The sequence below is a fragment of the Amaricoccus sp. genome (genome assembly GCF_017993425.1).
Taxonomy (GTDB): Bacteria; Pseudomonadota; Alphaproteobacteria; order Rhodobacterales; family Rhodobacteraceae; genus Amaricoccus.
Genome location: NZ_JAGOMQ010000028.1, coordinates 24,886 through 50,800, shown reverse-complemented (window position 1 = coordinate 50,800; position 25,915 = coordinate 24,886). Strand labels below are relative to the sequence as shown.

Sequence of the window (25,915 nt, the reverse complement as noted above, 5' to 3'; positions counted from 1 at the left end):
CCTGTTTCGCGCCGCCGGCCCGCCGCAAGTGCGACGCCTGCTGACGGCTCCGCGACCATCGCCGGTCGGCCGCCGCCTTGTCATCGCATCCGCCGGGTCAGCGGGCGTCGCCGTGCGCCTTGCGGAAGGCGTCGGGCGTCAGGCCCTCCGCGGTCCTGAACACCTTGATCATGTGCGGCAGGTCGCAAAAGCCCGTCTCGGCGGCGATCCGGGTGGCGGAGCGCGCGGTGGTGACCAGCAGGCGCTTGGCGCGCTCGACCCGGATCAGCCGGTCGGCGTCGAGCGGCGTCATGCCGAGCGCGTCGCGGAAGTGCCGCTCGAGCTTGCGCCGGCCCACGCCCAGCCGCTCGACGATCCGGGCGATGGAGAGCGGCGCGTCGATCGACTGCTGCATGGCGAGGAGCGCCCGCCGCACCAGCGGGTCGTCGGTGACGAGCGCGAGCGGCATGCCGGGCTGCGGCTCGTCGCCCGCCGCCTCGTCGAGGATCATGATGTGCAGGCTCTTGGCCGCCCGCGCCGTCCCGAGGTGGCGGCGCACGATGAAGGCGGCGAGATGCGCCGCCGAGACGCCGCCGGAGCAGGTCAGCCGGTCGCGGTCGACCACGAAGATCCGGTCGCTCACCGGGGTCAGCCCGTCGAAGCGCTCGAGGAAGTCGTCGTGGTGGAACCAGCTGACGCAGGCGCGGTAGCCATGCATCAGCCCCGCCCGGTGCAGCGCGAAGGCGCCCGTGCAGACCCCGACCAGCGGGATGCCCGCCGCCGCCGCCCGCTCCAGGAAGCGCACAATGTCGGGATGCAGGTGCTCGACCTCGTCGACGAGCCCGCCGACCACGACGAGGTAGTCGAAGCGGCCGGGGTCGCCCAGCGGCTCCTCCGGCTGCACGACGATGCCGGAGCTCGACGCGATCGGCTCCATCGTCGGCGAGACCACCCGCCACGAGCAGAGGATCGGCCGCGAGCGGTCGCCCTCGTCCGCCGCGAGCCGCAGCACGTCGACGAAGTTCCCGAGCGCGCAGAGCGTGAAGCGCCGGGCGAGCACGAAGCCGATCCTGAGCTGGGCCAATCGCCGGCCTTCGTCGCGAGGTTACACCGGATATGACGCAGGGATACATCCCGGCGGGCCGCGAATCCAGTATAGACGGGCGGAGACCTCGGGAGGCCCGGCCATGACGCATTTCTCCTTCGCCCAGGTGATCCGGGGGGCGCTGACCGGCCAGAAGAACTGGACCGCCCAGTGGCCGGAGCGCGAGCCGAAGGCGGCCTACGACGTCGTCATCGTCGGCGCAGGCGGGCATGGGCTCGGGGCCGCCTACTACCTCGCGAAGGAGCACGGCATCACCAACGTGGCGGTGATCGACAAGGGCTGGCTCGGCGGCGGCAATACGGGCCGCAACACCACGATCATCCGCTCGAACTACCTCTACGACGAGAGCGCCCGGCTCTACGACCACGCGCTCGACCTGTGGGAGAACCTGTCGCAGGACCTGAACTACAACGTCATGTACTCCAAGCGCGGCGTGCTCATGCTCGCGCACAACGTCCATGACGTGCAGTCCTTCCAGCGGCATGTGCATTCGAACCGCCTGAACGGCGTCGACAACGAGTGGCTGACGGCGGCGGAGGCCAAGGCCTTCTGCCCGCCCCTCTCGATCGACCCGGGGGCCCGCTATCCGGTGCTGGGCGCCGCCCTCCAGCGCCGCGCCGGCACGGCCCGCCACGACGCGGTCGCGTGGGGCTACGCCCGGGCCGCCGCCGCGCGCGGCGTCGACATCCTCCAGAACTGCCCGGTCACCGCGATCCGCCGCGGCCCCGACGGCCGCGTCGCCGGCGTCGAGACCGCCAGGGGCTTCATCGCCGCGAAGAAGGTCGCCGTCTCCGCCGCCGGCCACACCTCGGTCGTCATGGAGACCGCCGGCGTCCGCCTGCCGCTGGAGTCCTACCCGCTGCAGGCGCTGGTCTCCGAGCCGATCAAGCCCGTCTTCCCCTGCGTCGCGATGTCGAACTCCGTCCACGCCTATATCAGCCAGTCCGACAAGGGCGAGCTCGTCATCGGCTCGGGCACCGACCAGTACGTCAGCTACTCCCAGCGCGGCGGCCTGCCGCTGATCGAGCATACCCTTGCCGCGATCTGCGAGATCTTCCCGATCTTCCGCCGGATGCGGATGCTGCGCAAATGGGGCGGCATCGTCGACGTGACCCCCGACCGCTCGGCGATCCTCGGCAAGACCCCGGTCCCCGGGCTCTACGTCAATTGCGGCTGGGGCACCGGCGGCTTCAAGGCCACCCCCGGCGCCGCCCACGTCCTCGCCTGGACCGTCGCGCGGGACGAGCCGCACCCGATCAACGCGCCCTTCACGCTGGAGCGCTTCACCACCGGCCGCCTCATCGACGAGGCCGCCGCCGCCGCCGTCGCGCACTGACGGCGCGCATGACCGCGAACACGCACTGAGGTCCCGCCATGCTGCTGATCCATTGCCCCTACTGCGAGCAGGACCTCCCCGAGCTGGAGTTCGCCTATGCCGGCGAGGCCCACGTCTCCCGGCCCGCCGACCCCTCGGCGCTCAGCGACGAGGAATGGCGCGACTTCCTCTTCGTCCGCGCCAACCCGAAGGGCGTCCACTTCGAGCGCTGGCGCCACGTCAACGGCTGCGCCCGCTTCTTCAACGCGGTGCGCGAGACCGTCGGCGACAAGTTCCTCGCCACCTACAAGGCGGGCGCGCCCCGCCCCGACGTCGCCAGCCTGACGGGAGAGGCGAAATGACCAGCTACCGCCTCCCGAACCGCGGCCGCGTCGACCACGCCCGCCCGGTCCGCTTCACCTTCGACGGCAAGAGCTATGCCGGCCTCGCCGGCGACACGCTGGCCTCGGCGCTGCTCGCCAACGGCGTCCACCTGATGGGCCGCTCGTTCAAGTACCACCGCCCGCGCGGCGTCGTCTCCGCGGGCTCCGACGAGCCGAACGCGCTCATGGGCGCCCGCCGCGGGCCGGGCCGCTTCGAGCCGAACACCCGCGCCACCCTGCAGGAGCTGCGGGCGAGCCTCGAGGCCACCAGCCAGAACCGCTGGCCCTCGCTCGCCTTCGACATGGGCGCGATCAACGACAACCTCGGGTCGCTCTTCTCCGCGGGCTTCTACTACAAGACCTTCATGTGGCCCCGCGCCTTCTGGGACCGCGTCTACGAGCCGGTGATCCGCAACGCCGCGGGCCTCGGCGTCTCCCCGACCGAGCCCGACGCCGACACCTACGCCTCCCGCTTCGCCCACACCGACGTTCTCGTCGTCGGCGCCGGCCCCGCCGGCCTCGCCGCCGCGCTCGCCGCCGGCCGCTCCGGTGCGTCGGTCATGCTGGTCGACGAGCATTCCGAGCCCGGCGGCACGCTGCTCTCCGAGCCCTCGGTCACCATCGACGGCAAGCCCGCCTGGGACTGGCTCGCCGCCACCCTCGCCGAGCTCGCCTCGCTGCCGAACGTCGCCGTCCTGCCGCGCGCCACCGCGATCGGCTACTACCACCAGAACCTCGTCGGCCTCTGCCAGCGCCTCACCGACCACCTCGACACGCCGCCCGCCGGCGCCCCGCGCGAGCGGATGTGGAAGGTCCGCGCCCGCGAGGTCGTCCTCGCCCAGGGCGCGCTGGAGAAGCCCCTCGTCTTCGACGGCAACGACCGCCCCGGCGTGATGCTCGCCGGCGCCGCCCAGACCTACCTCCACCGCTACGGCGTCAAGGTCGGCGACCGCCCGGCGATCGTCACGTCGCACGACAGCGCCTGGCACGCGGCCTTCGACCTCGCCGAGGCCGGCGCGAAGCCCGCCGTCATCGTCGACGTGCGCGCGACGGTCGACCCGGCGCTGACCGACCGCGCCCGCGCCCTCGGCATCGAGACCCTGCTCGGCCGCACCGTCACCGGAACCTCCGGCCGCCTCCGCGTGAGGTCCCTGCGCGTCAACCGCGTCGCCGAAGGCAAGGCCGGCGAGGCCCGCGACGTCGCCTGCGACACCGTGCTGATGTGCGGCGGCTGGACGCCCTGCCTGCATCTCTTCAGCCACACCCAGGGCAAGCTCGCCTGGGACGAGACGCTGCAGGTCTACCTGCCCGGCGCCAAGACCGAGGCCGTGCAGATCGCCGGCGCCGGCCGCGGCCTCTGGGGCGTCGCCGCCGCGCTGGCCGACGGAGCCGAGGCCGGCGCCCTCGCCGCCCGCGACGCCGGCCACGACGTCGCCGCCCCCACCTTCGCCGTCGACGCCGACCGCACCGGCTCGGGCGTCACCTGCAAGGAGCTGCCAACCGACAGGGACCCCGGCAAGGCCAAGGCCTTCATCGACTTCCAGAACGACGTCACCGCCAAGGACATCCGCCTCGCCGTCCGCGAGGGCATGCGCTCGATCGAGCACGTCAAGCGCTACACCACCAACGGCATGGCGACCGACCAGGGCAAGATGTCGAACGTCAACGGCCTGATGATCGCCGCCGACGCCCTCGGCAAGGCGCCGCCGCAGGTCGGCCTCACCACCTTCCGCCCGCCCTACTCGCCGACCACCTTCGGCGCCTTCGCCGGCTACCACAAGGACGCGACCTTCGAGGCCACCCGCAAGACGCCGATCGACCCCTGGGCCGAGGCCAACGGCGCGGTCTTCGAGCCCGTCGCCCTCTGGCGCCGCGCCCGCTACTTCCCGAACCCCGGCGAGGACATGCACGCCGCCGTCTCGCGCGAGTGCCGCGCCGCCCGCGCCTCCGTCGGCATCTTCGACGCCTCCACCTTGGGCAAGATCGAGGTCGTCGGCCCCGACGCCGTCACCTTCATGGAGCGGATGTACACCAACCCCTGGGCCAAGCTCGCCCCCGGCCGCTGCCGCTACGGCCTCCTCCTCGGCGAGGACGGCTTCATCCGCGACGACGGCGTGATCGGCCGGCTGGCCGAGGACCGCTTCCACGTCACCACCACCACCGGCGGCGCGGCGCGCGTGCTCAACATGATGGAGGACTACCTCCAGACCGAATGGCCCGACCTCAAGGTCTGGCTCACCTCCACCACCGAGCAATGGGCCGTCGTCGCCCTGCAAGGCCCCAACGCCCGCAAGCTCCTCGCCCCCTTCGTCGACGGCCTCGACATCTCGGCCGAGGCCTTCCCCCACATGGCCGTCGCCGAATGCACCGTCGCCGGCTTCCCGGCGCGGCTCTTCCGGGTCTCCTTCACCGGCGAGCTCGGCTTCGAGGTCAACGTCCCCGCCCGCCACGGCCGCGCCCTCTGGGAAAAGCTCTGGGAGGCCGGCCAGCAACACGGCATCGCCCCCTACGGCACCGAGGCGATGCACGTGATGCGGGCCGAGAAGGGCTACATCATCGTCGGCCAGGACACCGACGGCACCCTCACCCCCGACGACGCCGGCCTCGCCTGGGCGATCGGCAAGCAGAAGCCCGACTTCGTCGGCAAGCGCTCCCTCACCCGCCCCGACATGGTGGCGAAAGGCCGCAAGCAGCTCGTCGGCCTCCTCACCGAGGACCCGAAGGTGGTGCTCCAGGAAGGCGCCCAGATCGTCGCCGACCCGGCCCAGCCGAAGCCGATGACCATGCTCGGCCACGTGACCTCGGCCTACTGGTCCGACGCCCTCGGCCGCTCCATCGCCCTCGCCGTCGTCGCCGATGGCCGCGCCCGCGACGGCGAGACCCTGCACATCCCCATGCCGGACCGGACCATCGCGGCGAAGGTCACGAGGGCCACGGCCTTCCTCGACCCCGAGAACGCCCGGCTGGGCGCCTGAGAGGAGAGCGACGCCCATGACCGCCACCGCCGCCGGCGTGACCATCACCGAGCTGCCGCCGAGCCCCCGCATCTCGCTCCGCCTCGCCGATCCCGCGGGCCAGCCCCTGCCGACCCGGATCGGCGCGCGCGAGGGCGCCGCCCTCTGCCTCGGCCCCGACGAGTGGCTGCTCGAAGGCGACGGCGCCGCCGCCCTGATCGCCGCCCTGCCGCAGCCCCTGAGCGCCGTGGAGGTCACCGACCGCGAGATCACCTACGCGCTCGAGGGCCCCGCCGTCCTCGACCTCCTCGCCACCGGCTGCCCCCGCGACCTCGCGGCGATGCCCGTCGGCTCGGGCGCGCGGACGATCTTCGACAGCGTGCAGGTCGTCGTCACCCGCGAGGCTCCCGGCCGCTTCCACCTCACCGTCTGGCGCTCCTTCGCCCCCCACGTCCGCGCCCTCCTCGCCCTCGCCGAGCGCGAGCTCGCCGCAGGCCTCTGAGGCCCTGCGCGCGCCCCATGACCTACGCCGCCACCCTCCGCCGCGCCGCCGCCGCCGCCGCCCCGGCCTCCCGCCGGATCCGCGGCTGCCGCATGCGGCCCCTTCCTCTTCCGGCCAGAAACCTGGAGAGCAGTGCCGGGGGTGCGGGGGCGGCGAGCGCCCCGCCGGCGCAGGCCCACAGGCCTGCGCCAGACAAAGGACTCTGCGCGCACCTGCGCGCACCTTGTGGCCGCAACTGCGGCCCGCCCCGCCCGACCCAGGCGGAGCGCCGCCAATTCGCGTCCATCTTCCCTTCCGCCGGGTTAACGAAGCAGAAAATCCTCGTGAAATCAGCATATTGACCCAGCTATCACGCGTGTTAGCCCGGGTTGGCGCAGCCGGAGGCGGCCCATGTTCCTCAGCGTCTTCGACATCTTCAAGATCGGCGTCGGCCCGTCGTCGTCGCACACGATGGGCCCGATGCTCGCCGCCGCGCGCTTCCTCGACGCGCTCCGCGACGGCTCCGACCGCATCCCCGGCTCGGCCAGCGCCGCCCGGCTGGAGGCCACGCTCCACGGCAGCCTCGCCTTCACCGGCAAGGGCCACGCCACCGACCGCGCGGTGATCCTCGGCCTTCTCGGCTTCGTCCCCGACACCCTCGACCCCGACGAGGCCGAGCGCCGCCTCGCCGCCCTCCGCGAGACCGGCCGGATCGAGGTCCCCGGCGTCGGACCCCTCGCCTTCGACCCCGCGGAGGGCGTCGTCTTCGACTACGGGCCCCCGCTCCCCGGCCACGCCAACGGCATGGTGCTCCGCGCCTTCGACGCCGCCGGCAACCTGCACCTGACCGAGACCTACTACTCGATCGGCGGCGGCTTCGTGCTGACCGAGCGCCAGCTCCGCACCGAGACGATGAAGGGCGACGACGCCAAGGTCACCCGCCCCCACCCCTTCGCCACCGCCGCCGAGATGCTCGCGATGGGCGAAGCCTCCGGCCTCTCCATCGCCCGGATGAAGCGCGCCAACGAGACCGCCGGGCGCCACGTCCCGCTCGACGCCGGCCTCGACCGCCTCTGGTCGGTGATGGACGCCTGCATCGACCGCGGCCTCGCCGCCGACGGCATCCTGCCGGGCGGCCTCAAGGTCCGCCGCCGGGCGAAGGCGATCCACGAGGCGCTGCTCGCCGAGCGCGGCAACAACCTCGCCCAGCCCCACACCGTCAACGACTGGCTCTCGGTCTACGCGATGGCGGTCAACGAGGAGAACGCCGCCGGCGGCCAGGTCGTCACCGCGCCGACCAACGGCGCCGCCGGCGTGGTGCCGGCGGTGATCCGCTACTACCGCGACCACTGCGTCGGCGCGACCCACGCCGGCATCCGCGACTTCCTGCTGACCGCCGCGGCCGTCGGCGGCATCATCAAGACCAACGCCTCGATCTCCGGCGCCGAGGTCGGCTGCCAGGGCGAGGTCGGCTCCGCCGCCGCGATGGCCGCCGCCGGCCTCTGCGCCGCGCTCGGGGGCACCAACGCCCAGATCGAGAACGCCGCCGAGATCGCGCTCGAGCACCACCTCGGCATGACCTGCGACCCGGTGAAGGGCCTCGTCCAGGTCCCCTGCATCGAGCGGAACGGCCTCGGCGCGATCAAGGCGGTGGCGGCCGCCTCCCTCGCGCTCCGCGGCGACGGGACGCACATCGTCCCGCTCGACGCCTGCGTCGAGACCATGCGCCAGACCGGCCACGACATGAGCGTGAAGTACAAGGAGACCTCGACCGGCGGCCTCGCCGTCAACCTTCCCGAGTGCTGACCCGGCGCCCCGCCAACGGGGAGGCGATCAGGCCGCCGGCGACGTGACCGCCTCGCTCGCCGGCCGCTTGCGGCGGGGGAAATCGAACTCCACCGCGGCGCAGTGGCGGACGGCCGAGGCCTCGATCAACGCCAGCAGCTCCGCGTCGCTGAGGCCGCAGCGCGACAGGATCGACCGCATCGCCCGCATGGCGACGCTCGTGCGCAGCACGAGATCGTTCCGCTCATGGGTCCGGGCGTAGAAATCGATGACACTGGCCGTGGCAGGCTCGCCCAAGCCGATATCGCGCATCCGAGGGACTCCCCTGTGACGCGACAGTATCGCCTGCCGGCGCGCCCGGCGCAATCGCGAGACGCGCGCGCCGGCCGGATTCCGCCGCCGCCTCACAGGATGAAATCGTGCGCCGTGTAGCTCGACGCCCGCACCCCGCCGTCCTCGATGACCAGCTCGAACTCGGGGGCGCGATCGTTGTCGACGTTGCCGCGGACCCAGGTGTCGCCGCCGATCTCGACCACCCAGAGGCAGCCCTTGTCCGTCTTGGTCCCGAAGACGAAGGCCTGGTCGCCGCGGGTCAGGGCGTCGGCGTCGATGGCGCTCAGGTCGATGCGGTCGCCGGCCGCGCGCCCGACGCCCTCGAAGGCCGCCGCGCCGTCGCCGGCGAGGATATGGTCGGCCGCGCCCGGCGCCGAGTCGGCGCAGGAGAGGAACCGGAACGTGTCCGCCCCCGTCCCGCCGATCAGCGTGTCGGCGCCGGTCCCGCCGACCAGCCGGTCCGCGCCCGCCCGGCCGCGCAGCAGGTCGACGCCCGTCCCGCCGAGGAGCTGGTCCGCCCCCGCACCGCCGTAGAGCCGGTCGTTCCCGGCCTCGCCCGACAGGACCCCGCCGAGCGTCCCGCCGTGCAGCGTGTCGTTCCCCGCCCCGCCCCAGAGCCGGTCGAAGCCGGCGCCGCCGTAGAGCACGTCGTTCCCCGCCCCGCCGAGCAGCCGGTCGTCGCCCGCCCCCCCGAGGAGCCGGTTCGCCGCGGCGTTGCCGATGAGGACGTCGTCCCCCGCGCCGCCCACGGCGTTCTCGATCAGCGAGCGCGGGTCGCCCCGGTACTGCAGCGCGTTGAAGACGTTGCCCCGCGCGTCGCCGCCGTTCGGCCCGCCGCCGAGGTCGGCGAGCTGGCTCTTCGAGAGCACCGAATGCCCGCCCGGGGTCAGGTCGATCCGGACGTCGGTCCGGTAGGCCGAGAGGTCGTAGGTGTCCCTGCCCCCGCCGTCCCACACCGTCAGGAAGATGCGGTTCTCGCCCGGCGTGATCGCCGCCTTGCCGTCGACGTAGGTCTGCCCGCCCGAAGGCGTCCAGCGATAGACCGTGTCGCCGGCGTTGGTGGTGAAATCCGCCCCGTAGAGCCGCTGCAGCGCCGCGATGTCGAGCATCATGAAGCTCTGCGCGTAGCCGCCCTTCTCGGCGCGCAGCCCGTTCGCCGCCGCGCCGATCCACGGGCGGTAGGTCATCACCGTGTATTCCATGCTGTCCCAGCCCGTCGGCAACGCGCCGAAGCGGCCGTCGCGCTCGTGGGGATGCTTCAGCCCCAGCGTGTGGCCGAGCTCGTGCAGCATGATCAGGTGGTCGTAGTTCCCGGCGACCGGCCGGCGGCCGGCGAGCCCGAACCAGACGTCGCCGCTCAGCGGATGATCGCCCGGCATGTAGCCGTAGGCGGTGGAGACCCCGCCGGCGTTGCCGAGCCGGATCTCGCCGGCGCCCGAGCCGCGCGCCCCCTCGGTGACGCGCAGCCCGGTGAACCCCTCGACCGAGAACCCGCCGCCGCGCTCGAGGATCCACCGCGCCGTCGTCGCCTGCGTGGCGCTGATCGCGGAGAACTTCGAGATCACCGGGTCGATGTAGCCCGAGCCGTAGTCGGCCCTTGCGTCCGGAATGCTGAAGCTCACCCGCAGGTCCGCCCAGGCGTAGCTCGAGGTCACCCCGTCGAGGCGCACGTCCCCGACCGGCGTCGACACCTTCATGCGGCCCATGTCCACCCCCGCGACACGCCGCGGCGCGCCGGACGCATGCGTCCGGCCGCTCGCTCCCCACACACGCCCGCGCCGAAAGGCCGGGCTACCCCGCCCCGGAGCCTGCATGGCGGGCCTTAACGAAGCGCTGACGCGCCGCGTCGCCCCGCGCCGAGGGTTAACCGGAACCCCGACGCCGGCGCGGGCGACGTCCGCGGCGCCGCCCCCGGGGCGCGCCCCGTTGCCTCGCCGCGGCGGCTCGCATAGCGTCCGCCCGCCAAGGAAGAACCCCCGGGGGAGAGACGATGAGCGCATACGGCTTCGACACGCTGGCGATCCACGCCGGCGCCCGGCCAGATCCGGCCACGGGCGCTCGGCAGACGCCGATCTACCAGACCACCGCCTACGTCTTCCGCGACGCCGACCATGCGGCGGCGCTCTTCAACCTCCAGGAGGTGGGCTTCATCTATTCGCGCCTGACCAACCCCACCGTCTCGGTCCTGCAGGAGCGCATCGCCACGCTCGAGGGCGGCGTCGGCGCGGTCTGCTGCTCCTCGGGGCACGCGGCGCAGATCATGGCGCTCTTCCCGCTGATGCGGCCGGGCTGCAACGTGGTCGCCTCGACGCGGCTCTACGGCGGCACCTACACGCAGCTCACCCACACCATCCGCCGCTTCGGCTGGGAGGCGAAGTTCGTCGACCTCGACGACCTCGCGGCGCTGGAGGCCGCCATCGACGGGAACACCCGCGCGGTCTTCTGCGAGTCGATCGCCAATCCCGGCGGCTACGTCACCGACATTCCCGCCGTCGCCGAGGTGACGAGGCGCGCCGGCGTGCCGCTGATCGTCGACAACACTTCGGCGACGCCCTGGCTCTGCCGGCCGCTGGAGCAGGGGGCGGACCTCGTCGTCCACTCCACCACGAAGTACCTCACCGGCAACGGCACGGTCACCGGCGGCTGCATCGTCGACAGCGGCAAGTTCGACTGGTCGGCCAGCGGCAAGTTCCCTTCGCTCTCCGAGCCGGAGGTCGCCTATCACGGGCTGAGGTTCCACGAGACCTTCGGGCCGATGGCGTTCACCTTCCACGGCATCGCCGTGGGCTTGCGCGACCTCGGGATGACGATGGCCCCGACCACCGCCTTCCAGACGCTGCTCGGCATCGAGACGCTGTCGCTGCGGATGGAGCGCCACGTCCAGAACGCCGAGAAGGTCGCCGCCTGGCTGGAGGCGCGGCCGGAGGTCGAGTTCGTCACCTATGCGGGCCTGCCCTCCTCGCCCTACCACGACCGGGCGAAGCGGCTCTATTCGAAGGGAGCGGGCGCGCTCTTCACCTTCGCGCTCAGGGGCGGCTACGAGGCCTGCGTGCGGTTCGTCGACGCGGTCGAGCTCTTCAGCCACGTCGCCAACCTCGGCGACGCGCGCTCGCTGATCATCCACTCCGCCTCGACCACCCACCGCCAGCTGACGCCCGAGCAGCAGATCGCCTCGGGCGCCGCCCCGAACGTCGTGCGCCTGTCGATCGGCATCGAGAACGTCGACGACCTGATCGCCGACCTCGAGCAGGCGCTGGTCAAGGCCGTCGGCTGACGGCCCTACCGCGTCCGTCCGCGATCAGCCTCTTCGACGGGAAGATCGCGGACGGAGCGCGCTTGTGACGATGACCGCGCTACGACATCACTGGCGTCATCCTTCAGGGAGGCCGCCGTGGGGCAGCGCATCACCCAGAACGTCGACAAGGCCCTCGCGGAGGCCGCCGCCGATTTTGCCGGCGCCGCTGCCCGGATGCGGGCGCGCTTGCGGCGGGGGACCGACAGCGAGAGCCTCGTGCGGGAGGGGCGTGACGGCCGTTTTGCTACTGCGGGATCGACGCCAAACGTGCGTCTGACGTCAGAGGCGTAGTCGGGTTGAAAGGCCCCGACCTCGCACACGCGCAAACGGGGGGGCGGGCGGGCGTCGACCGCGCGCAAGGGGCGGAGCTACTCGATCCCGTACACGATCTCGACGCTTGCCGACAGGCTGACGGTCCCGGCGGCGACGGGCATGTCTCCCATCGCCTCGGCGCGGGCGAACATCGGGACCGGGCCGCCGCCGCCGCCCTCGCGGATCGAGATCACCGGGCCGAGGGTCACGCCCGCGGCCGTGGCGAGGAGCTCCGCCCTGGAGCGGGCGTCCTCGACGGCGCGGCGGCGGGCGTCGTCGAGGCTCGCCTTCGGATCCTCGACGTCGAAGGAGATCCCGAAGATCCGGTTCGCGCCGGCGGCGCCCACCGCGTCGATCAACGCGCCGAGCTTCGCCACGTCGCGCACCCGCACCGTGACCATGTTGGCCGCCGCATAGCCGCGCACCCGCGGCTGGCGGCCGTCGGGCGGCGAATCCCAGAGCGGGTCGACCGAGAGCTGGCTCGTCTGCATGTCCGCCGCGGCGACGCCCTGCGCCTCCAGCGCCGCGAACACCGCCTGCATCGCCTTGGCGGTGGCGCCGAGCGCGTCGGCCGCGCTCAGCGCCTCGGTCTGCACGCCTGCCGTGAAGGCGGCGCGGTCCGGCGCCGCCTGCACCTCGGCCTCGCCGCTCACGGTCAGCCGCCGCGGCTCGGGCGCCGTCCCCGGCGCGCCCTGGGCGAGGGCGACGGGCGGCAGGGAGAGCGCGACGACGGTCAGCGCGGCGTGGATGGGACGCATGTCGGGGGCTCCTCGGGCGATCTGCGTGAACCATCTGCCGCAACCCACGCGGGGGGACAACTAAAAGTCGCGTGAGGCGCACGCAATGCTGGCATGGCGCGACGGGATGGGTTACGCTGCCCGCAGAGCAGACAACCGACAAAGATCGGGGCCAGTATGAACGCGACAGGCACGGGCAGGCCGGAGTTTCGCCTGCGTTTCGGTTATCCCGAACTCGTGGTGGAGGAGGACGGCGCCGCGCCGCGGGTCGTCGAGCTCGACGCGGCGGACGCGGTCGAGGCGCTGGGCGCCGTCGGAGCGGACATTCGCCGGCGGCGCGGGCGGCTGACCGCCATCCTGCCCGAGCGCGAGGTCTGGCGCGGCCGCGCCCCCGACCGCGAGGCCGCCGCCCGCGCCGCCGGCCGGGCGCTCGGCGCCTCCGGCCGCACGCTGGCGCTGCGCCTCGGGCCGCGCGGCGCCGACGGCCTGCGTCCCGCCGCCGCCGTGTCGCGCGCGACCCTCCGCGAGGCGCGCGGCTTCCTCGCCCGCGCCGGCATCCGCCCCGCCCGGGTGACCGGCGGCGGGGCCTTCCCCGGCTTCGGCGCGGCCCCCGATTTCGGCAGCGGCCTGCCGGCGCTGCCCGGCGGCGCCGCCACGGCGGCGACCGGCGTCGCTGCGACGCTCGCCCTCCTCGCCTGGCTGGGCCCCTGGGCCTCGGAACCGGCGCCCGCGGACGCCGTCGCGCTCGCCCCCGGCGCCGAGGCTCCGGCCGAGGCCGCGCCCATGGCGGTCGCCGAGGCGCCCGAGGCCGAGGCGCTGACGCCGCCCGCAGCCGCCGCGCCGGCGGCGAAGCCCGCCGCGCCGGCCCGGACCGCCACGCTGCGCGCCGCGCCGCCGCCGTCCCGGCCGCTCGGCCTCGTCGCGCCGCCGCCGGAGCGGACCTATGCGGTCATCCCGGCCGATCCCGCGCTCGGGCCGGCAACCATCGCCACCCGCGGCATGCCGCCCGACCTGCCGGGGACGCCGCCGGCGCCGCGGCTCGGGACGCCGCTCGTCGACGTCGCGCCGCCGCCGGCGCGGCCGGCGGCCATCGCGCCCGCCCCGGCCGCCGCCGCGATCCCGGCCGCCGCGCCTGCCGCCGCGGGCGCGCCGATGCCGCGCCCGCGCGCCGAGGCCGCCGTCGCGACCCCTGTCGCGGCCCCCGTCCGCACCGCCGCGCTGGTCGAGGGCGGCCCGGCGCCGCGTCCCGCCGCCGCGCCGCGCCGCAGCGCGGTCGAGAGCCTCGTGGCGAGCCTCGACGCCGCCATCGCCACCCCGGCCGAGGCGGCGACGCCGGAGGACGCCTTCGCCGCGGCCGCCAGCGTCACCCCGCGCGCCCGCCCCGACGCGCTGGCGCTGGCGATCCCCGCCCGCAAGGCGCCGGAGCCGAAAGGCGTGCAGGTCGCCTCGCTCGCGCCGCTCGCCGAGACGCCGGGCCTCTCCTCCGTCCTCGCCCCCGAGCCGCGCCGCATCGCGGCGACGCCCACGCCCGCGCCGCAGCCGGTCGTCCGCGCCACGCCGCGTCCGGAGCAGGCGCCCGTGCGCGCCGCTGCGCCGCAGCCCAAGGCGCAACCGGCGCAGGTGCGGGCCTCCGCCGCGCCGGCACCGGCGCGCCCCGCGGCCGCGGCGCAGCCCGCGGTGCGGACGCAGCCCGTCGTCACCGCCCAGCCGGCCAGGGCGCAGCCCCCGCGCGTGCAGACCGCGGCGCTCCAGCCCGCGCCGCAGCCGGCCCGCACGACGACGCGCTACGCCCAGCCCGCCGCGCCGAAGGCGGCGGCCGCGGCGCCGAGGACCGTTCGCGCCGTCTCGCCGGCCCCGCAGCCGGCAAGGAAGCCGACCGTCCGCGCCACCATCCCGACCGTGCCGGCCAAGGCCGTCGCCCAGCGGCCCGAGCCGCCGAAGCAGACCGTCCGCGCCCAGGCGCAGCGCCGGCAGGAGCCCGCGGTCAGCAGCTCGAAGCTCGCGCTCGTCGGCATCTTCGGCGGGGCCGGCGGCAAGCACGCGCTGATCCAGCTGCCGAACGGCGACACCCAGCGCGTCAAGGCCGGCGACACGGTCAAGGGCGTGCAGGTCGTGGCGATCGCCGCCGACGGCGTGCAGCTGCGCTCGCGCGGCCGCGACAGCGTGCTGCGGCTGCCCGACTGATCCCGGCGCCCTGACCCCGGCGCCGCCCTTCCCTCCCGCCGGCGCGGCGCCTACATCGCGGCGGCAGGATCTCGGAGGCGGCATGGCTTGGCCAGCGCTCGCAAAGCTCTCGGCCGCCGCGACGCTCGCCGCCGCCCTTGCCGGCTGCGCGACGCCGGCGGCCGACCCGCCCCCCCCCGCCCCCCGCGGGCCGGAGGAGCTGCGGCTGAGCTTCGAGGACATGCTCGCCCCCGGCGTCTTCGACTGGACCGGCCCCGCGGCGGCCGACCCGGAGGGCGCGCCCGGCCTCTGGGCCGTCGTTCCCGGCCTCGCCCGCCCCGAGCGCGCCCGCGTCGCCCTCGCCGGGGGCGAGGCGCATGTGGACGTCGCGCTCTTCCGCGGCGCGGCGGGGCGCGGCGGGGCGATCCGCATCTCCGCCGCGGCCGCCGAGGCCCTCGGCGTCGGCGACGGGCCGGCCCGGGTGCGAGTGACCGCGCTCCGCCGCGAGCCGCGGCTCGCCGAGACCGCCGCCGGGCCCGCAACCGGGCCTGCCACGGCGGCGAAGCCCGCCTCCGGCCCGGCCGCGCTCATCGGGCGGCTGTTTTGACACCCCGCCCCGCCTCGCCTATGGGTTGCGTCGAGCGGCGGGAAGGAGACCTCGCATGACCCCCAGAACCTGGCTCGCGGCGCTGGCGCTGGCGCTCGTCGCGGCCGCCCCGGCGGGGGCCTTCGAGAGCCGCGGCTCCACGGCGCTCGTCGTCGACCACGCCACCGGGCTGACGCTCTACGCCAAGAACGCCGACACGCCGCTGCCGCCGGCGTCGATGTCGAAGCTGATGACGCTCTATATGCTCTTCGATGCCTTGCGCGACGGGCGGGTGACCCCGGAGACCGAGTTCATCGTCTCGGACCATGCGCAGGAGATGGGCGGCTCGCGCATGTTCCTCGAGGCCGGCAAGAAGGTGCAGGTCAAGGACCTGATCCTCGGCATCATCGTGCAGTCCGGCAACGACGCCTGCGTGGTGGTGGCGGAGAACCTCTATGGCTCGGAGAGCGCCTTCGCCAAGGCGATGACCGAGCGCGCCCACGAGCTCGGCATGAACGGGACCACGCTGAAGAACGCCTCCGGCTGGCCCGAGCCCGGCCACGTGATGAGCGCCGAGGACCTCGTGACCATCGCGCGGCGGATCATGACCGACTTCCCCGAGGAGTATGCGCATTTCTCGCAGACCGAGTTCACCTACAACGGCATCACCCAGCAGAACCGCAACCCGCTGCTGACCGCCGGTCTCGGGGCGGACGGCCTGAAGACCGGGCACACCTCCGAGGCGGGCTACGGCCTCGTCGGCTCGGCGGTGCGCGACGGCCAGCGGATCGTCTTCGTGATCAGCGGCCTGGGCTCGCTGCAGGACCGGTCGGCGGAGAGCGCGGAGATCGTCAACTGGGCCTTCGGGGCCTTCGAGACGCTGAAGCTCTACGACAAGGGCGCCGAGGTGGCGCAGGCCGAGGTCTGGCTCGGCGCGGCGCCGACGGTGCCGCTGGTCCCGGGCGAGACGATCCAGATGCTGGTGCCCCGCGGCGCCGCGGCGCAGGCCAAGGCGCGCGTCGTCTATGACGGGCCGGTGCCGGCCCCGGTCGCCGCCGGCCAGCAGATCGGGCGGCTCGAGGTGACGCTGCCCGACGCGCCGCCGGCGAGCTTCCCGCTCCTCGCGGGCGCCGACGTGGCGGAGGGCGGCCTCGGGGTGCGCATCCAGGCCGCCGGAAGGACGGCGATCGACCGCGCCCTGGCGCTCCTGCCCGGCCGCGGCGAGGCCCCCGCGGCGGCGGAGGAATGATCCCCGGCCGCTTCATCAGCTTCGAGGGCGTCGACGGGGCGGGCAAGACCACCCAGCTCCGCCGCCTCGCCGCCGCGCTGCGCGCCGCCGGCGCCGACGTGGTGGAGACCCGCGAGCCGGGCGGCTCCGCCGGGGCCGAGGAGATCCGGCGGCTGCTCGTCGAGGGGGCGCCGGGGCGCTGGTCGGCGGAGGCCGAGTGCCTGCTCTTCACCGCCGCCCGCCGCGACCACCTCGAACGCACCATCGCGCCGGCGCTCGCCGCCGGACGCACCGTCGTCACCGACCGCTTCGCCGACTCGACCCGGGTCTACCAGGGCGCCGCTCGCGCCGACCTGCGGGCGACCGTCGACGCGCTCCATGCCCTGATGATCGGCCGCGAGCCCGATCTCACCATCATCCTCGACCTCGATCCCGACGAGGCCCATGCCCGCGGCGCCGCCCGCGGCGGGAGCGAGGACCGCTTCGAGCGGCTCGGCCCCGAGTTCCAGCGCCGGCTGCGCGACGGCTTCCTCGCGCTCGCCGCCGAGTTCCCCGACCGCTGCCGCCTCGTGCCCGCCGCCGGCGACGCCGACGCGGTCGCCGCGCGCGTCGCCGCCGTCGCCCTGCCGTGAGCGGGCCGGAGGACGAGCCGGACCGGCTGGAGGGCGCGCCGCATCCGCGCCTGACGGAACGGCTCTACGGCCAGGAGGCCGCCGAGCGCGCCTTCCTCGCCGCCGAGGCCGCCGGGCGGCTCCACCACGGCTGGCTCGTCACCGGGCCGCGCGGCGTCGGCAAGGCGACCCTCGCCTGGCGCATCGCCCGCCGCCTGCGCGCCGGCGGCGGCGCCAGCCTCGACGCCAGCCTCGACATGGACCCCGCCCACCCGGTCTTCCGCCGCGTCGCCGCCCTCGGCGAGCCCGGGATCGCCCTCGTCCGCCGCGGCTGGGACGACAAGGCGAAGCGGTTCAAAACCGCAATCGGCGTCGACGAGGTGCGCGCGCTCAAGGGCTTCTTCCAGCTCACCGCCGCCGACGGCGCCTGGCGCGTCGCCATCGTCGACGCCGCCGACGAGCTGACCCCGCAGGCCGCGAACGCCCTCCTCAAGACGCTGGAGGAGCCGCCGGCCCGCGCCCTCCTCCTCCTCGTCTGCCACGCCCCGGCGCGGCTCCTGCCGACGATCCGCTCGCGCTGCCGCGAGCTGCGCTGCGCCCCGCTCGGCCCCGACGACCTCGCCCGCGCGCTCGCGGCCGCCGAAGGCGGCGCGCCCGGCGCCGCCGCCCACGGCGACCCCGACCGCGCCGCCGCGCTCGCCACCCTCGGCGGCGGCTCCGTCGGCGAGGCGATGCGCCTCGCCGCGGTCGAGGGCCCGGCGCTCTACGACGCCATCGCCGGCCTTCTCGCCGAGGCGCCCGGCATGGACCGCCGCCGCGCTGTCGCGCTGGCCGAGTCCTGCGCGGGCCGCGCCGCCGAGACCCGCTACGACGCCGCGCTGGCGCTGATCCGCCTCGCGCTCGCCCGCGCCGCCCGCGCGGCGGCCGGCGCCCCCACCCCGCCGGTCTCCGCGGCCGAGGCCCGCGCCCTCGCCCGCCACGCCGCCGACCCCGCCCAGGCCCGCATCTGGGCCGAGCTCGGCGCCCGCCTCGGCCCGCGGATCGAGCACGCCCGCGCCGTGCATCTTGACCCGGGACAGGTGATCCTCGATACCCTCCTGCGCATCGACGCGGCGGCGGCCGAGGCCCGCGCTCTCGCCGGCTGACGGCCCTCTTTTCTCCGAGCGACCCCCATGTCCGCGTCCGCCCTCGTCGACAGCCATTGCCACCTCGACTTCCCCGACTTCGACGGCGAGACCGACGCCATCGTCGCCCGCGCCGCCGCGGCGGGCGTCACCCGCATGGTGACGATCTGCACCCGGCTCCGGCAGGCCGACCGGGTCCGCGCCATCGCCGAGGCGCACGAGGGGGTGTTCTGGGCCGCCGGCGGCCATCCGCTCCACGTCCACGAGGAGCCGCCCGTCACCGTCGAGGCGCTGGTCGCGCTGGCCGCGCACCCGAAGCTCGTCGGCATCGGCGAGACCGGCCTCGACTACCACTATTCCGCCGAGACCAAGGACCTCCAGGCCGCCAGCCTGCGCGTCCATTGCGAGGCGGCGCGGCGCACCGGCCTGCCGCTCATCATCCACGCCCGCGACGCCGACGCCGACATCGCCCGCATCCTGATCGAGGAGCACGCCGCGGGCCCCTTCGCGTGCGTCATGCACTGCTTCACTGCGAGCGCCGACCTCGCCGCCACGGCGCTCTCGCTCGGCTTCTACCTCTCGATCTCCGGCATCGCGACCTTCCGCAGCGCGGGCGCGCTCCGCGAGGTCTTCGCCGCCGCGCCGCTCGACCGGCTGCTCGTCGAGACCGACGCCCCCTACCTCGCGCCGCTCCCCCACCGCGGCAAGCGCAACGAGCCCGCCTTCGTCGCCGACACCGCCCGCACCATGGCCGGGCATCTCGGCCGCGACGCGGACGAGTTCGCCTTCGCCACCTCGGCGAACTTCGACCGGCTCTTCGCCAAGGCCGCCGCCTGGAGGCCGGCGTGAGCTTCCGCGCCACCATCCTCGGCTGCGGCTCCTCCGGCGGCGTCCCCCGCCTCGGCGGCCTCTGGGGCGCCTGCGACCCGGCGAACCCGCGCAACTACCGCCGCCGCTGCTCGCTCCTCGTCGAGCGGCGCGACGGCGACGCCGTCACCCGGGTCCTGATCGACAGCTCCCCCGACGTCCGCGCCCAGCTCCTCGACGCCGGCGTCGGGCTCCTCGACGCCGTCGTCTACACCCATCCCCACGCCGACCACACCCACGGCATCGACGACCTCCGGATGGTCGTCTTCAACCGCCGCTCGCGCCTGCCGGCCTGGGCCGACGCCGCCACCGCCGCGGCGCTCGAGGCGCGCTTCGGCTACGCCTTCGCCACGCCCGCGGGCTCCGACTACCCGCCGATCCTCGACCTCGTGCTCATCGACGGCCCCTTCGCCATCGACGGCCCGGGGGGCCCGATCCCCTTCACCCCGATCCCGGTCCGGCACGGCAACATCGTCGCGCTCGGCTTCCGCATCGGCGGGCTCGCCTACATCCCCGACGTCTCCGGCATCCCCGACGCGAGCTGGCCGCTCCTCGCCGGCCTCGACGTCCTCGTCCTCGACGCGCTGCGCTACCTGCCGCACCCGAGCCACGTCCACCTCGCCCGCTCGCTCGAATGGATCGCCCGCCTCGCCCCGCGCCGCGCCATCCTGACCAACCTGCACAACGACCTCGACTACGCCACCCTCGCCGCCGAGATCCCCGAGGGCGTCGTCCCCGCCCATGACGGGCTCGCCTTCGGGTTCGCGCCATGATCCTGACGCTCGCCACCGTCGTCCTGCCGGTCTTCCTCGTCATCGGCGCGGGCTGGCTCGCGGCGCGGACCGGACGCTTCTCCGCCGGGGGCGTCGACGGGCTGATGGTCTACACCCAGAACTTCGCCGTCCCGGTGCTGCTCTTCCGCGGCATCGCCGACCTCGACCTCGGCTCGGTCTTCGACGCCCGCCTCCTCGTCTCCTTCTACACCGGCGCCGTCGTCTGCTTCGCCCTCGGCATCCTCGGGGCCCGGATGATCTTCCACCGCCGCCCCGGCGAGGCGGTGGCGATCGGCTTCGGCGCGCTCTTCTCCAACTCGCTGCTCCTCGGCATCCCGATCATGCAGCGCGCCTACGGGGTCGACGCGCTGGCGCCGAACTTCGCCATCATCGCCATCCACGCGCCGATCTGCTACCTGCTCGGCATCACCGCCATGGAGTTCGCCCGCGCCGACGGCCGCGGCCTCGCCGGCACCGCCCAGGCGGTGGCCCGCGCCATGTTCCGCAACGCGCTGATGATCGGCCTCGCCATCGGCTTTCTCGTCAACGTCTCGGGCGTGCCGATCCCCGAGCCGGTGGCGGTCGCCGTCGACATGGTCGCCGATTCCGCGCTGCCCGCGGCGCTCTTCGGCCTCGGCGGCGTGCTGACCCGCTACGCGATCCGCGCCTCGCTCGGGGAGGCGAGCATGATCGCCGTGCTGTCGCTGGCGCTGCACCCGGCGATCGCCTACGGCCTCTGCATGGCCTTCGCGCTGCCGCCGGAATTCGTCCGCTCCGCCGTGGTCACCGCCTCTATGGCGCCGGGGGTCAACGCCTACGTCTTCGCCAGCCTCTACGCCCGCGGCCAGGCCCAGGCGGCGAGCGCGGTGCTGTTCTGCACCGCGGTCTCCGTGCTGACGATCTCGGTCTGGCTGACCATCCTCGGCGGAGTCAACTGACGCCGCGCAAGAGCGGAGTCGTCCCGGTCAAACCGGGCCATCCGCTCTGGAGTCTCGAATTTGCGCAATGTCCTGATCACCGGACGATTCCGTCCGGTTGGACATCGCTTTAGCGCAGGGCGGCGCCCAGCGCCCCGGGCTCGACCCGCGCGGGAACGCCCACGTCCGCCACGAAGGCGCTCGCCACCACCAGCGCCAGCATGGCCACCAGCCACGGCGTCGCGCGCGCCTCGTCCTGCCGGGGGCGCAGGGGCGCGGAAGCCGGGACGATCGGGGGATGCGGCATGGGCATGACGGCGGCTCCTGTCGGTCGCGCCGGCTTCCCGCCGGCGTCCCCGCCCTTCTGCCGCCCCCTGCGTTACCGCCGCGTGACTCGGCTCCGGCGATCGCCCCGGATCCGCCCCGCGCCTCCTGCCATGCCTAAGCGATTGCGCCCTTGCCGGGCCGACATCGCCAGAGCGGGGCGCCTGCGCTGGCCGGCGCGAAGCGCCTGCCGCGGGCAGGCGTCGCCGATGCTGGCGCACCGGCGGGGAGGGGACACAGCCGCCGCCGGGGCCAGCGCCGCCGCCAGAAGGACCGGCCGCCTCGCCCGCGCTCCCCTCAGCCGCCGAAAACCACGCCCGCCGGGCGCAGCCGCCCCAGCGCGGCGCGCAGGTCGCGGTAGAGCGCCTCGCGCTCGCCGGGGCTCAGGAAGGCCCCGAGCTCGATCTCGCGGCCGTTGCCCGTCAGCGTCAGGTACTTCTCCACCGGCGCGTCGTCGATCAGCCGCAGCCGCACCCAGTGCGGATCGGCGTGCCAGCGCCGCACCGCCCCCCGCGGCTCGCGCCGCTCGACGGTGATGAGGTCGGGCCAGAGCCGCAGCTCCTCCGTCAGCCGCCCGTCGGCGTAGCTGCGGCGGATCGCGAGATAGAGCGCCACCGGCGCGATCGCCGCGAAGGGCGCGAGCCCCCAGACCGCCGGCGTCCCGAGGAACGGCGCCAGCAGCAGCGCCGCCCCGACCCCCACCGCGCCCACCACCCGGACGAAGCCCCGCCGCGACAGCGAGCGGTTCGGCCACAAGGTCAGCGCCAGCACCGGCGGATCCGCCCGCCCGAACGGATCGGGGCGGCCGTCGCCGGCCGCCCCGCAATCATCGTCCTGCCGGCCCGTGGCCACCGCCCTCAGTGGCCGTGGGCGCCGCCGCGATGGTCCCACATGTCGGGGGTCGGCAGCGTCTCGAACGTGTGCTCGGGCGGCGGGTTCGGCAGCGTCCATTCCAGCGTCGGATCGGGCTGCGGGCCCCAGTACTGCGGATCGGTCACCCGCTGGCCGTGGCGAAGCGTGTACCACATCACCCCGAAGAAGAACAGGAACGAGGCGAAGGAGAGGAAGGCGCCCATCGACGACACGAAGTTCCAGAGCGCGAACTGCTCGGGATAGTCGATGTAGCGCCGCGGCATCCCCTGCCGCCCGAGGAAGTGCTGCGGGAAGAAGGTAACGTTGGCGCCGATGAAGAACAGCCAGAAATGCAGCCGCCCGGCCCATTCCGGATACTGCCGGCCGCTCATCTTGCCGATCCAGTAGTAGAGGCCGGCGAAGATCGCGAACACCGCGCCGAGGCTCATCACGTAGTGGAAATGCGCCACCACGTAATAGGTGTCGTGATAGGCCCGGTCGATGGCCGCCTGGCTCAGCACCACGCCCGTCACGCCGCCGACGGTGAAGAGGAAGATGAACCCGATCGCGAACAGCATCGGCGTCCTGAACTCGACCGAGCCGCCCCACATCGTGGCGATCCAGCTGAAGATCTTGATGCCCGTCGGCACCGCGATCACCATCGTCGCCAGCATGAAGTAGGCCTGCTGGGTCACCGACATGCCGACCGTGTACATGTGGTGCGCCCAGACCACGAAGCCGAGCGCGCCGATCGCGATCATCGCGAACACCATCGGCAGGTAGCCGAAGATCGGCTTGCGCGAGAAGGTCGAGATCACGTGGCTGATGATGCCGAAGCCCGGCACGATCACGATGTAGACCTCCGGATGCCCGAAGAACCACAGGATGTGCTGGTAGAGGATCGGGTCGCCGCCGCCGTCGGCCGAGAAGAACGTCGTGCCGAAGTTGCGGTCGGTGAGCAGCATGGTGATCGCGCCCGCGAGCACCGGCAGCGCCAGCAGGATCAGGAACGCCGTCACCACGATCGACCACACGAAGAGCGGCGCCTTGAGCAGCGTCATCCCCGGCGCGCGCATGTTGAGGAAGGTGGTGATCATGTTGATGGCGCCGAGGATCGACGAGGCGCCCGAGAGGTGGACCGCGAAGATCGCCAGGTCCATCGACATGCCCTGCTCGGTCGTCGAGAGCGGCGGATAGAGCACCCAGCCGACGCCCGACCCCGGCTCGCCGCCGCCCCCCGGCACGAAGAGCGACACCACCGCGAGCGACGAGCCCGCGACGTAGAGCCAGTAGCTCAGGTTGTTCATCCGCGGGAACGCCATGTCCGGCGCGCCGATCATCAGCGGCATGAAGTAGTTGCCGAAGCCCCCGAAGAGCGCCGGAATGACCACGAAGAACATCATCAGGATGCCGTGGCCGGTGATCAGCACGTTCCACAGGTGCCCGTTCGGCACGCCGTCCTGGAGCATGAACTGCACGCCCGGCTGCATCAGCTCGAGCCGCATGTAGACCGTCATCAGCACCGAGACGAACCCGAGCGCCGCGGCGGTGACGAGGTAGAGGATGCCGATGTCCTTGTGGTTCGTCGACATGAACCACCTGGTGAAGAAGCCGGGCGAGCCATGGGCGTGGTCGTGGGCGTGGCTGTGGGCGGCGTCGGCCATGGCTCTCTCCTCGGAACGCGCGGCCGCACGCCCGCCTTGAGGCGCGCCGCCTCGTCCTGTCTAGCCCGTAGGGCGGCCGGCCTCAAGCGTCACTTCGCGTCCCGACAGGATCTTTCGGCGCCGGCGCGACGGCGCCGCGGCAAGGCGCGCGGCCGTCGGGATAACCCTTGCGCGTCAAGTGCTTGCCCCATGTCCCCCTGTGGGACTCCCCGCCCGCGGGCTTGACGGCGGCGGCGGCGCGGCGGATCATCGCGGCCATGCCCGCGCCCGATCTCGCCCCCGGCTTCCGCCTCGCCCGCGGCGTCTGCCGCCTGCTGCGCTCCTGGGACTTCGCGCCGCTCTGCGAGCTGGTCCTCGCCTCCGGGCTCCGCGTCGACGTCATCGCCCTCGGCCCGAGGGGCGAGGTCTGGATCGTCGAGTGCAAGTCCTCCCGCGCCGACTTCGTCTCCGACCGCAAGTGGACGGGCTACCTCGACTGGTGCGACCGCTTCTTCTGGGCGGTCGACGCCGAGTTCCCCACCGACCTGCTGCCCCCCGAGGCCGGGCTGATCGTCGCCGACGCCTGGGGCGCCGAGATCGCCCGCATGGCGCTGGACACCCCCCTCCCCGGCGCCCGCCGCAAGGCCCTCAGCCTCCGCTTCGCCCGCCTCGCCGCCAGCCGCCTCGCCACCCTCGCCGACCCGACGCCCGGCCTCGGCGAGCCGGGATAGCGCCACCCGGAAGCGCCCGCCACGGCCCGCGCCGTCGCCCCGACTCCGTCGCCCCGGCTCAGCGCCGCGGCTTGCCGCCCGCGCGCGCCCGCTGGGCGGCGGCGCGCAGCTCCTCGGCGATCTCCTCGGCCTCCTCCGGCTCGAAGTCGAGCGGGAAGCCGCCCGTCGCGGTCTCCACGAAGATGCGCACCATCCCGAGCGAGGTCGGCCCGATCTGCAGGCTCCCCGAGACGTCGCTCTCGCTGTTGATGTCGGTCCGGCCCTTCCTCATGGCCCGCATTCTCGCCGCCGGCCCGCCCCGCCGCAAGAGGCCCGCGCACGGGACTTTACCGTGAGCCCGGCTATCCCTTAGGCTGCCGCGGCATCCGCCCGACGGAAGGCGGAGCTCCAGGGGAGGACCACCATGACCGCACGCACGCTCCTGCTGGCGGGAGCCGCCATGCTCGCCGCCGCCGCCGCCCTCGCCGACACCTCCGGCAAGCGCATCGCGCTCTCCAACAACTACGCCGGCAACTCCTGGCGCCAGGCGATGCTGACGAGCTGGGACACCGTGACCAGGCCCGCCGTCGAGGCCGGCATCGTCGCCGCGGCGGACCCCTTCACCACCGCCGAGAACCAGGCCACCGAGCAGGCCGCGCAGATCCAGAACATGATCCTGCAAGGCTACGACGCCATCGTCCTCAACGCCGCCTCGCCCACCGCGCTCAACGGCGCGGTCAGGGAGGCCTGCGACGCCGGCATCGTCGTCGTCTCCTTCGACGGCATCGTCACCGAGCCCTGCGCCTGGCGCATCGCCGTCGACTTCCACCAGATGGGCAAGGACGAGGTGCTCTACCTCGCCGACAAGCTGCCCGACGGCGGCAAGCTCCTCGAGATCCGCGGCCTCGCCGGCGTCTTCGTCGACGACGAGATCTCGGCCGGCATCCACGAGGGCGTCGCCGAGACCGGCAAGTTCGAGATCGTCGGCTCCGTCCACGGCGACTGGGCCCAGGACGTGGCGCAGAAGGCGGTCGCCGGCATCCTGCCCTCGCTGCCGCAGGACATCGTCGCCGTGGTGACGCAGGGCGGCGACGGCTACGGCGCGGCGCAGGCCTTCGCCGCCGCCGGGCGGCCGATGCCGACGATCATCATGGGCAACCGCCAGGACGAGCTCGCCTGGTGGAAGGAGCAGAAGGACGCCTCCGGCTACGAGACCATGTCCGTCTCGATCGCCCCGGGCGTCTCCACCCTCGCCTTCTGGGTCGCCCAGGCGATCCTCGACGGCAAGGAGGTGCCGAAGGACCTGACCGTGCCGTTCCTGCGCATCGACCAGGACAACCTCGAGCAGAACCTCGCCACCACCCAGGCCGGCGGCGTCGCCAACGTCGAGTACACCCAGGAGGACGCGGCCAAGGTCATCGGCGGCGCGAGCTGAGCC

The 25,915-nt window shown here is 74.0% G+C and carries 25 protein-coding genes; 17 read left to right on the top strand and 8 right to left on the bottom strand.

All coding sequences use genetic code 11. The annotated features are described in order from the left end of the window. Positions 1 to 97: 97 nt before the first annotated feature. Complete coding sequence (locus KBB57_RS13930; RefSeq protein ID WP_290751278.1) at positions 98 to 1,063, bottom strand: GlxA family transcriptional regulator; 966 nt, start codon at positions 1,061 to 1,063, stop codon at positions 98 to 100. A gap of 103 nt (positions 1,064 to 1,166) precedes the next feature. Here KBB57_RS13930 and KBB57_RS13925 point away from each other — a divergent pair, with 103 nt between their 5' ends. The 5 genes from KBB57_RS13925 (at position 1,167) to KBB57_RS13905 (ending at position 8,023) form a co-directional block, all read left to right on the top strand. After that, positions 1,167 to 2,420, top strand: coding sequence for a sarcosine oxidase subunit beta family protein (locus KBB57_RS13925; RefSeq protein WP_290751276.1), 1,254 nt, complete (start codon positions 1,167 to 1,169; stop codon positions 2,418 to 2,420). A gap of 38 nt (positions 2,421 to 2,458) precedes the next feature. Next, entirely contained in the window at positions 2,459 to 2,761 is a 303-nt protein-coding gene (locus KBB57_RS13920) for a sarcosine oxidase subunit delta (protein WP_290751274.1), read from the top strand. Beyond that, positions 2,758 to 5,757 (top strand): sarcosine oxidase subunit alpha, encoded by a 3,000-nt coding sequence (locus KBB57_RS13915; protein WP_290751272.1) that lies wholly within the window; start codon positions 2,758 to 2,760, stop codon positions 5,755 to 5,757. Before KBB57_RS13920 ends, KBB57_RS13915 begins: the two co-directional genes overlap by 4 nt. A gap of 16 nt (positions 5,758 to 5,773) precedes the next feature. Then, complete coding sequence (locus KBB57_RS13910; protein ID WP_290751270.1) at positions 5,774 to 6,238, top strand: sarcosine oxidase subunit gamma; 465 nt, start codon at positions 5,774 to 5,776, stop codon at positions 6,236 to 6,238. Positions 6,239 to 6,628: 390 nt separating this feature from the next. After that, entirely contained in the window at positions 6,629 to 8,023 is a 1,395-nt protein-coding gene (locus tag KBB57_RS13905; RefSeq protein WP_290751268.1) for an L-serine ammonia-lyase, read from the top strand. A gap of 27 nt (positions 8,024 to 8,050) precedes the next feature. Here KBB57_RS13905 and KBB57_RS13900 read toward each other — a convergent pair whose 3' ends face one another. Both KBB57_RS13900 and KBB57_RS13895 read right to left on the bottom strand, forming a co-directional pair. Next, positions 8,051 to 8,314, bottom strand: a complete 264-nt coding sequence (locus tag KBB57_RS13900; protein ID WP_290751266.1) for a hypothetical protein — start codon at positions 8,312 to 8,314, stop codon at positions 8,051 to 8,053. A gap of 92 nt (positions 8,315 to 8,406) precedes the next feature. Next, positions 8,407 to 10,041, bottom strand: coding sequence for a M10 family metallopeptidase C-terminal domain-containing protein (locus tag KBB57_RS13895; RefSeq protein ID WP_290751264.1), 1,635 nt, complete (start codon positions 10,039 to 10,041; stop codon positions 8,407 to 8,409). 284 nt (positions 10,042 to 10,325) lie between these two features. On the opposite strand from KBB57_RS13895, the gene KBB57_RS13890 reads away from it, so the two are divergent. After that, a complete protein-coding gene (locus KBB57_RS13890) occupies positions 10,326 to 11,609 on the top strand; it encodes an O-acetylhomoserine aminocarboxypropyltransferase/cysteine synthase family protein (RefSeq protein ID WP_290751262.1) in 1,284 nt (427 codons plus the stop codon). A gap of 117 nt (positions 11,610 to 11,726) precedes the next feature. Next, entirely contained in the window at positions 11,727 to 11,921 is a 195-nt protein-coding gene (locus KBB57_RS13885; RefSeq protein WP_290751259.1) for a hypothetical protein, read from the top strand. A 77-nt stretch (positions 11,922 to 11,998) separates the two neighbouring features. Here KBB57_RS13885 and KBB57_RS13880 read toward each other — a convergent pair whose 3' ends face one another. Next, on the bottom strand, positions 11,999 to 12,700 hold the full coding sequence (locus KBB57_RS13880) for an SIMPL domain-containing protein (protein WP_290751256.1): 702 nt from the start codon (positions 12,698 to 12,700) through the stop codon (positions 11,999 to 12,001). Between the two features lie 156 nt (positions 12,701 to 12,856). Here KBB57_RS13880 and KBB57_RS13875 point away from each other — a divergent pair, with 156 nt between their 5' ends. From KBB57_RS13875 to KBB57_RS13840, 8 genes are all read left to right on the top strand, one after another. Next, positions 12,857 to 14,863, top strand: coding sequence for a type II secretion system protein N (locus KBB57_RS13875; RefSeq protein ID WP_290751254.1), 2,007 nt, complete (start codon positions 12,857 to 12,859; stop codon positions 14,861 to 14,863). A gap of 82 nt (positions 14,864 to 14,945) precedes the next feature. Beyond that, a complete protein-coding gene (locus tag KBB57_RS13870) occupies positions 14,946 to 15,449 on the top strand; it encodes a hypothetical protein (protein ID WP_290751252.1) in 504 nt (167 codons plus the stop codon). Positions 15,450 to 15,504: 55 nt separating this feature from the next. Continuing rightward, positions 15,505 to 16,677 (top strand): D-alanyl-D-alanine carboxypeptidase family protein, encoded by a 1,173-nt coding sequence (locus KBB57_RS13865; protein WP_290751250.1) that lies wholly within the window; start codon positions 15,505 to 15,507, stop codon positions 16,675 to 16,677. Beyond that, positions 16,674 to 17,288 carry a dTMP kinase gene (gene tmk, locus KBB57_RS13860; RefSeq protein WP_290751248.1) on the top strand — a complete coding sequence of 205 codons (615 nt, stop codon included), beginning with the start codon at positions 16,674 to 16,676 and terminating at the stop codon, positions 17,286 to 17,288. The genes KBB57_RS13865 and tmk overlap by 4 nt, the downstream gene beginning before the upstream one ends. Further along, the gene (locus tag KBB57_RS13855; protein ID WP_290751246.1) at positions 17,285 to 18,412 is read left to right on the top strand and encodes a DNA polymerase III subunit delta'; all 1,128 of its coding nucleotides are present in this window, start codon (positions 17,285 to 17,287) and stop codon (positions 18,410 to 18,412) included. Before tmk ends, KBB57_RS13855 begins: the two co-directional genes overlap by 4 nt. A 27-nt stretch (positions 18,413 to 18,439) precedes the next feature. After that, positions 18,440 to 19,240 (top strand): TatD family hydrolase, encoded by an 801-nt coding sequence (locus KBB57_RS13850; RefSeq protein WP_290751243.1) that lies wholly within the window; start codon positions 18,440 to 18,442, stop codon positions 19,238 to 19,240. Further along, a complete protein-coding gene (locus KBB57_RS13845; RefSeq protein ID WP_290751241.1) occupies positions 19,237 to 20,031 on the top strand; it encodes an MBL fold metallo-hydrolase in 795 nt (264 codons plus the stop codon). Before KBB57_RS13850 ends, KBB57_RS13845 begins: the two co-directional genes overlap by 4 nt. Beyond that, positions 20,028 to 20,969: an AEC family transporter gene (locus KBB57_RS13840; protein ID WP_290751239.1), complete on the top strand. Its 942-nt coding sequence runs from the start codon at positions 20,028 to 20,030 to the stop codon at positions 20,967 to 20,969. The genes KBB57_RS13845 and KBB57_RS13840 overlap by 4 nt, the downstream gene beginning before the upstream one ends. A 109-nt stretch (positions 20,970 to 21,078) precedes the next feature. Here the strand turns inward: KBB57_RS13840 and KBB57_RS13835 are convergent, their stop codons facing one another. The 3 genes from KBB57_RS13835 to ctaD all read right to left on the bottom strand — a co-directional run bounded on the left by KBB57_RS13835 (position 21,079) and on the right by ctaD (position 23,788). After that, positions 21,079 to 21,261 (bottom strand): hypothetical protein, encoded by a 183-nt coding sequence (locus KBB57_RS13835; protein ID WP_290751237.1) that lies wholly within the window; start codon positions 21,259 to 21,261, stop codon positions 21,079 to 21,081. 308 nt (positions 21,262 to 21,569) lie between these two features. Further along, positions 21,570 to 22,124 carry a DUF2244 domain-containing protein gene (locus tag KBB57_RS13830; protein WP_290751235.1) on the bottom strand — a complete coding sequence of 185 codons (555 nt, stop codon included), beginning with the start codon at positions 22,122 to 22,124 and terminating at the stop codon, positions 21,570 to 21,572. Between the two features lie 5 nt (positions 22,125 to 22,129). Further along, positions 22,130 to 23,788 (bottom strand): cytochrome c oxidase subunit I, encoded by a 1,659-nt coding sequence (gene ctaD, locus KBB57_RS13825; protein ID WP_290751233.1) that lies wholly within the window; start codon positions 23,786 to 23,788, stop codon positions 22,130 to 22,132. A 257-nt stretch (positions 23,789 to 24,045) separates the two neighbouring features. Here ctaD and KBB57_RS13820 point away from each other — a divergent pair, with 257 nt between their 5' ends. Beyond that, the gene (locus KBB57_RS13820) at positions 24,046 to 24,498 is read left to right on the top strand and encodes an MmcB family DNA repair protein (RefSeq protein ID WP_290751231.1); all 453 of its coding nucleotides are present in this window, start codon (positions 24,046 to 24,048) and stop codon (positions 24,496 to 24,498) included. Between the two features lie 58 nt (positions 24,499 to 24,556). On the opposite strand, the gene KBB57_RS13815 is transcribed toward KBB57_RS13820, so the two are convergent. Then, the gene (locus tag KBB57_RS13815) at positions 24,557 to 24,769 is read right to left on the bottom strand and encodes a DUF6324 family protein (protein WP_290751229.1); all 213 of its coding nucleotides are present in this window, start codon (positions 24,767 to 24,769) and stop codon (positions 24,557 to 24,559) included. A gap of 132 nt (positions 24,770 to 24,901) precedes the next feature. On the opposite strand from KBB57_RS13815, the gene KBB57_RS13810 reads away from it, so the two are divergent. Beyond that, positions 24,902 to 25,912 (top strand): ABC transporter substrate-binding protein, encoded by a 1,011-nt coding sequence (locus KBB57_RS13810; RefSeq protein WP_290751227.1) that lies wholly within the window; start codon positions 24,902 to 24,904, stop codon positions 25,910 to 25,912. Positions 25,913 to 25,915: the final 3 nt, after the last annotated feature.